Genomic DNA, 6,000 nt, shown 5'->3' with positions numbered 1-6,000 from the left:
GAGATCTACACCCCGCTGACCTCGCGCATCGCCCACCTGGTGGTGATCGACGTGCTGGCCATGGGCGTGGCCATGGCCCGTGGCCCGAGCCTGGTCAACCACCTCAAGAGCGTGAAGCGCAGCCTGCGCAGCCTGCGTCTGTCGCCGAAGTCGATCAAGAACGCCGAGGACTGAGCCGCCCGCTGAAAGCGCAGCCCCTCAGCTACGCCCGTGGCCTGGTCCGGGCGGCCCAGGCAGAAAGGGCTCACATCCACGGCCACCGGCCTGCCAGCGCAGAGCAGCGGCTGGCGAGCACGCCGAGCGGCGGCTGCTGTACTTCAAGCAGGACGCCCAGGGCCGCCTGCTGCTCGGCGGCCGGGGCCCCTTCGCCGAACCCCGCCAGGCGGGGGACTGGGCCCATCTGGAGCAATCCCTCACGCACCTCTTCCCGCAACTGGCCGGGGTGCCCATCGACTACCGCTGGAGCGGCCGCGTCGCCCTGACACAGGACTTCCTGCCGCACCTGCACGAACCGGCGCCGGGACTTTCGATCCTGCTGGGCTACAACGGGCGGGGCGTGGCCCTGGCGACTGCATTGGGCCGACGAATGGCGCACTGTCTGATGGGCAGCGAAGAGGCCTTTCCTTTTCCACCGAGCCCCATCCGGCGCATCCCCCTGCATGGGCTGCAACGGCTCTATCTCGGGACTGGCATCGCCTGGTACCGCCTGCTGGACATGCTCGGCTGAGCACAGCGCACCTGGGTGCCGGTCATTCCAGGGTCATCGGCCTGCCGTCAAAGCGTCATGTTCCGGCGCAATGCTGGGGGCTCCGACAACGGAGCCCCTGGAGACCCGACATGACTCATCCCCATGACGTCCCCGTCCTCGACAGCAAGACCCGTCGCAAGCTCGAAGACCAGCGCCGGATGCGTTTCCGCCGCGCCATCGAGGCCCACGCCGAGGAACGGCGCCTGAAGGCCGAGATCGACGACTATCCCGACCTGATCGCCATCAACTACCTGTTGTCGACAACGGCAACGCGCCATCGAAACGCTGCGAAAGCGTGCTGATCTGGGCGCGCTCTTCACGGATGAAAGCAATGAAGGCCTGGGCAACCGGTGACAGCCGCTTGCCCTTGGCATGCACCACGCACCAACTGCGGTAGAGCGGCAGTTCTTCCACCGGCAGTTCCCGCAGCAACCCCGTGGCCAGCTCCAGGCTGACCGCATGACGGGGCAACAGGCCGATGCCCAGGCCCGCCACCACGCACTCGCGCAACGCATCCAGGGAGGTGACTTCCTGGGTGTGGGCGAAGTGCGCGCGCTTCTGCTGGAAGTATTCCTCGCAGGCCTTGCGGGTGCCGGAGCCGGCCTCGCGCACCAACAACGGGAAGGGTTCCAGGTCCTTGAGCGCCAGGCTGCGGGCGTGGCACAGCGGGTGGTCCGGCGGGGCCACGGCGATGATCGGATTGTTCAGGAACGGCAGGAATTCCAGGGCCATGTCCTGGGGCACCAGCGACATGATCACCAGGTCGTCGCGATTGTCCGCCAGGCGCTTGATCGCCTGGGCGCGGTTGACCACCGTGAGGTGCAGGCTGACGTCCGGGTGCTGCAGGCGGAAGGCGGCGAACAGGTGCGGCACGAAGTACTTGGCGCTGGACTCCACCGCCAGGTTGAGCTGCCCCTGCAGCGAGCCCTGCAGGTCGGAGAGCTGCATGTCCAGACTCTCCAGCCGCTGGAAGATGTCGCCGCTGGCCACGTACAGCGCCTCGGCGGCGTCGGTCTGGTAGAGCTTCTTGCCCACGTATTCGAACAGCGGCTGGCCCACCAGCTCTTCCAACTGGCGGATCTGCAGGCTCACCGCCGGCTGGGTCAGCGCCATCTCCTCCGCCGCGCGGCTGTAGGAGCGGCTCTCGTACACGGCACGGAACACCTGGAGCTGGCGCAACGTCATGCGCAGCAGGGTCTTGCGCATCATGGACCTCGATAAATCGGGGGGTGCGGCGCCGGACTATAAGGCCCTCCTAATGGATATCCCAATAATTATTGATTTTGGTTATTCACAAACTTCGATTTAGGTTAGATACGCGACCGTCCAGCCTGGCTCGGTCACTCGCCGACCGGCCTACGCCGTTCGCCTGCCCACTTGGTCGAGGGAACACTCGTGATCAAGAAAATCCTCATCGCCAACCGGGGTGAGATCGCTGTCCGCATCGTGCGCGCCTGCGCCGAGATGGGCATCCGCTCGGTGGCCATCTACTCCGAGGCCGATCGCCATGCGCTGCACGTGAAGCGTGCTGACGAAGCCCACAGCATCGGTGAAGACCCGCTGGCCGGTTACCTGAACCCGCGCAAGCTGGTGAACCTGGCCGTGGAGACCGGCTGCGACGCCCTGCACCCCGGCTACGGCTTCCTCTCGGAGAACGCCGAGCTGGCGGAGATCTGCGCCGAGCGCGGGATCAAGTTCATCGGCCCGTCCGCCGAGGTCATCCGCCGCATGGGCGACAAGACCGAAGCGCGCCGCAGCATGATCAAGGCCGGCGTACCGGTCACCCCCGGCACCGAGGGCAACGTCGCCGACCTGGCCGAGGCCCTGCGCGAAGGCGACCGCATCGGCTACCCGGTGATGCTCAAGGCCACCTCCGGCGGCGGCGGTCGCGGCATCCGCCGCTGCAACAGCCGCGAGGAACTGGAGCAGGCCTACCCCCGGGTGATCTCCGAGGCCACCAAGGCCTTCGGCTCGGCGGAAGTGTTCCTGGAGAAGTGCATCGTCAACCCGAAGCACATCGAGGCCCAGGTGCTGGCCGACGCCTTCGGCAACACCGTGCACCTGTTCGAGCGTGACTGCTCGATCCAGCGCCGCAACCAGAAGCTCATCGAGATCGCCCCCAGCCCGCAGCTCACCCCCGAGCAGCGCGCCTACATCGGCGACCTCGCCGTGCGTGCGGCCAAGGCCGTGGGCTACGAGAACGCCGGCACCGTGGAGTTCCTGCTCGCCGAGGGCGAGGTGTACTTCATGGAGATGAACACCCGGGTGCAGGTGGAACACACCATCACCGAGGAAATCACCGGCATCGACATCGTCCGCGAGCAGATCCGCGTCGCCTCCGGTCTGGAGCTGTCGGTCAAGCAGGACGACATCATCCACCGGGGCTACGCCCTGCAGTTCCGCATCAACGCCGAGGACCCGAAGAACAACTTCCTCCCCTCCTTCGGCAAGATCACCCGCTACTACGCCCCCGGCGGCCCCGGCGTGCGCACCGACACGGCGATCTACACCGGCTACACCATCCCGCCCTACTACGACTCGATGTGCCTGAAGCTCATCGTCTGGGCGCTGACCTGGGAAGAGGCCCTCGACCGTGGCCTGCGCGCCCTCGACGACATGCGTGTGCAGGGGGTCAAGACCACCGCCGCCTACTACCAGGAGATCCTCCGCGATCCCGAGTTCCGCAGCGGCCAGTTCAACACCAGCTTCGTCGAAGCCCACCCGGAACTGACCCAGTACTCCATCAAGCGCAACCCGTCGCACCTGGCCATCGCCATCGCCACCGCCATCGCTGCCCACGCCGGCCTGTAGGGGAAGGATTCAGAACATGAGCAAGACCACTCACGCGAAAAAGATCACCGTCACCGACACCATCCTGCGCGACGCCCACCAGTCGCTGCTGGCCACCCGCATGCGCACCGAGGACATGCTCCCGATCTGCGACAAGCTGGACAAGGTCGGCTACTGGTCCCTGGAAGTCTGGGGCGGCGCCACCTTCGACGCCTGCGTGCGCTTCCTCAAGGAAGACCCGTGGGAGCGCCTGCGCAAGCTCAAGGCCGCCCTGCCCAACACCCGCCTGCAGATGCTCCTGCGCGGGCAGAACCTGCTGGGCTACCGCCACTACAGCGACGACGTGATCCGCGCCTTCGTGGCCAAGGCCGCCGTCAACGGCATCGACGTGTTCCGCATCTTCGACGCCATGAACGACGTGCGTAACCTGCGCGTCTCCATCGAGGCCGTGAAGGCCGCCGGCAAGCACGCCCAGGGCACCATCTGCTACACCACCAGCCCGGTGCACACCATCGACGCCTTCGTCGAGCAGGCCAAGCAGATGGCCGCCATGGGCGTGGACTCCATCGCCATCAAGGACATGGCCGGCCTGCTGACCCCCTACGCCACCGGCGACCTGGTCAAGGCCCTGAAGGACGCCCTGCCCCTGGAAGTGGCCGTGCACTCCCATGACACCGCCGGCGTGGCCAGCATGTGCCAGCTCAAGGCCGTGGAGAACGGCGCCGACCGCATCGACACCGCCATCTCCAGCATGGCCTGGGGCACCAGCCACCCCGGCACCGAGTCCATGGTCGCGGCCCTGCGCAACACCCCCTACGACACCGGCCTGGACCTGGAGCTGATCCAGGAGATCGGCCTGTACTTCCACGCCGTGCGCAAGAAGTACCACCAGTTCGAGAGCGAATTCACCGGCGTCGACACCCGCGTGCAGGTCAACCAGGTGCCCGGCGGCATGATCTCCAACCTGGCCAACCAACTGAAGGAACAGGGCGCCCTGAACCGCATGGGCGAAGTGCTGGAAGAGATCCCGCGCGTGCGCGCCGACCTGGGCTACCCGCCCCTGGTCACCCCCACCTCGCAGATCGTCGGCACCCAGGCCTTCTTCAACGTCCTGGCCGGCGAGCGTTACAAGACCATCACCAACGAAGTGAAGCTCTACCTGCAAGGCCGCTACGGCAAGGCCGCCGGGCAGATCAACGAAGAGCTGCGCCGCCAGGCCATCGGCAACGAGGACGTCATCGACGTGCGCCCGGCCGACCTGCTCAAGCCCGAGCTGGACAGGCTGCGCGCGGAGATCGGCAGCCTGGCCCAGTCCGAGGAAGACGTGCTGACCTTCGCCATGTTCCCGGACATCGGCCGCAAGTTCCTCGAAGAGCGCGCCGCCGGCACCCTCAAGCCCGAGGAGCTGCTGCCCATCCCCAACGGCCAGGGCCCGGCCCCGGTCGGCGGCGAGGGCGTACCCACCGAGTTCGTGGTGGACGTGCACGGCGAGAGCTACCGCGTGGACATCACCGGCGTGGGGGTGAAGAGCGACGGCAAGCGCCACTTCTACCTGTCCATCGACGGCATGCCGGAAGAAGTGGTGTTCGAGCCGCTGAACGAATTCATCGGCGGCGGCGGCAACAAGCGCAAGAGCGCCAGCGCACCGGGCGATGTCAGCACCACCATGCCGGGCAACATCGTCGACGTGCTGGTCAAGGAAGGCGACAGCGTCAAGGCCGGCCAGGCCGTGCTGATCACCGAAGCCATGAAGATGGAAACCGAGGTCCAGGCGCCTATCGCCGGCACCGTCAAGGCGATCCACGTCGCCAAGGGCGACCGGGTCAACCCGGGCGAGGTGCTGATCGAGATCGAATGATCCCGACCCGAAGTCCCCGTGGGGAGCCGAAAGGCTCCCTTTTTTTGCCTATGCCCAACGGTTACAGCCCGGGGACCTGGAACCGAACATCCCTGGGCTGAAGCCCAGGCTACGGGAGCCGCACCGGCGTAGGGTCGGCTTCAGCCCACCATCCGAGCCTACCGCAGCACCGCTGGTGGATCGGTGAAGCGCGATCCACCCTACGGTTGTTGCTACCTGGTCGCGCAGGGTGGATGCCGCTTTTTGCATCCACCAATGCCCCCGCCCGCACCCCGGTCGGGCTGGGCACGATCCGTAGGATGCGCTGAGGCCACGAAGCGCATCACGTCCACGCCAGGCCGTGGCACCACCTGTTGCGCCCGGCCTGATGGGCATCGCTGCGCTCAGCGCCATCCTACGGGGCGTTGACCGAGGCTTCGGCGCGGGTCCGCGTGGATCGGTGGAGCGCGATCCACCCTACGGTTGTTGCTACCTGGTCGCGCAGGGTGGATGCCGCTTTTTGCATCCACCAATGCCCCCGCCCGCACCCCGGTTGGGCTGGGCACGGTCCGTAGGATGCGCTGAGGCCACGAAGCGCATCACGTCCACGCCAGGCCGTGGCACC

The 6,000-nt window shown here is 66.8% G+C and carries 4 protein-coding genes and 2 pseudogenes; 5 read left to right on the top strand and 1 reads right to left on the bottom strand.

The features are described 5' to 3' along the window. The 3 genes and pseudogenes from A7D27_RS24440 to A7D27_RS27520 form a co-directional block, all read left to right on the top strand. Nucleotides 1-174, top strand: a pseudogene (locus A7D27_RS24440) (transcriptional regulator); the annotation flags it as partial. A gap of 121 nt (nucleotides 175-295) precedes the next feature. Then, nucleotides 296-727, top strand: a pseudogene (locus tag A7D27_RS27525) (NAD(P)/FAD-dependent oxidoreductase); the annotation flags it as partial. Between the two features lie 110 nt (nucleotides 728-837). Beyond that, nucleotides 838-1,050: a PA3496 family putative envelope integrity protein gene (locus A7D27_RS27520; protein WP_083265768.1), complete on the top strand. Its 213-nt coding sequence runs from the start codon at nucleotides 838-840 to the stop codon at nucleotides 1,048-1,050. Here the strand turns inward: A7D27_RS27520 and A7D27_RS24430 are convergent. Further along, the gene (locus A7D27_RS24430) at nucleotides 992-1,939 is read right to left on the bottom strand and encodes a LysR family transcriptional regulator (protein WP_139131176.1); all 948 of its coding nucleotides are present in this window, start codon (nucleotides 1,937-1,939) and stop codon (nucleotides 992-994) included. The two genes, A7D27_RS27520 and A7D27_RS24430, sit on opposite strands and share 59 nt — an antisense overlap. A gap of 204 nt (nucleotides 1,940-2,143) precedes the next feature. Here A7D27_RS24430 and A7D27_RS24425 point away from each other — a divergent pair, with 204 nt between their 5' ends. Next, the gene (locus A7D27_RS24425) at nucleotides 2,144-3,559 is read left to right on the top strand and encodes an acetyl-CoA carboxylase biotin carboxylase subunit (RefSeq protein WP_069566382.1); all 1,416 of its coding nucleotides are present in this window, start codon (nucleotides 2,144-2,146) and stop codon (nucleotides 3,557-3,559) included. A gap of 16 nt (nucleotides 3,560-3,575) precedes the next feature. After that, the gene (gene oadA / locus A7D27_RS24420; RefSeq protein WP_069566381.1) at nucleotides 3,576-5,396 is read left to right on the top strand and encodes a sodium-extruding oxaloacetate decarboxylase subunit alpha; all 1,821 of its coding nucleotides are present in this window, start codon (nucleotides 3,576-3,578) and stop codon (nucleotides 5,394-5,396) included. The last annotated feature ends 604 nt before the right edge of the window (nucleotides 5,397-6,000 follow it).

This window comes from Pseudomonas sp. 1D4, from assembly GCF_001728925.1.
Taxonomy (GTDB): Bacteria; Pseudomonadota; Gammaproteobacteria; order Pseudomonadales; family Pseudomonadaceae; genus Metapseudomonas; species Metapseudomonas otitidis.
This window is presented reverse-complemented; position numbering and strand designations above follow the sequence as displayed.